The following is a 278-nucleotide window of genomic DNA, read 5'->3' on the forward strand; positions in this document are numbered from 1 at the left end:
CACCAAGCATAGACGTATCCACACAAGGGACAGGCCTTTTGTCTGCGACCTTGAAGGGTGCAAGCAGTCTTTCACTTCATCCAGTCATCTCACCAGACACAAACGCACCCATACAGGGCAGGCCCATTGTCTGTAACCAAGGTGAATGCAACCGGCCTTTCACCCAATCCAGTCATCTCACTAAACAGCGAGGAGCCACCAGAAACAGGCCGTGAACAGGTGTATTTCGCCTATCTTCTTTGTTCTTCTTATGGGAAGGAAGGGAATGGTCTTCAGAC

The organism is Parendozoicomonas verongulae (assembly GCF_009711465.1).
In the GTDB taxonomy this organism is placed as follows: Bacteria; Pseudomonadota; Gammaproteobacteria; order Pseudomonadales; family Endozoicomonadaceae; genus Sansalvadorimonas; species Sansalvadorimonas verongulae.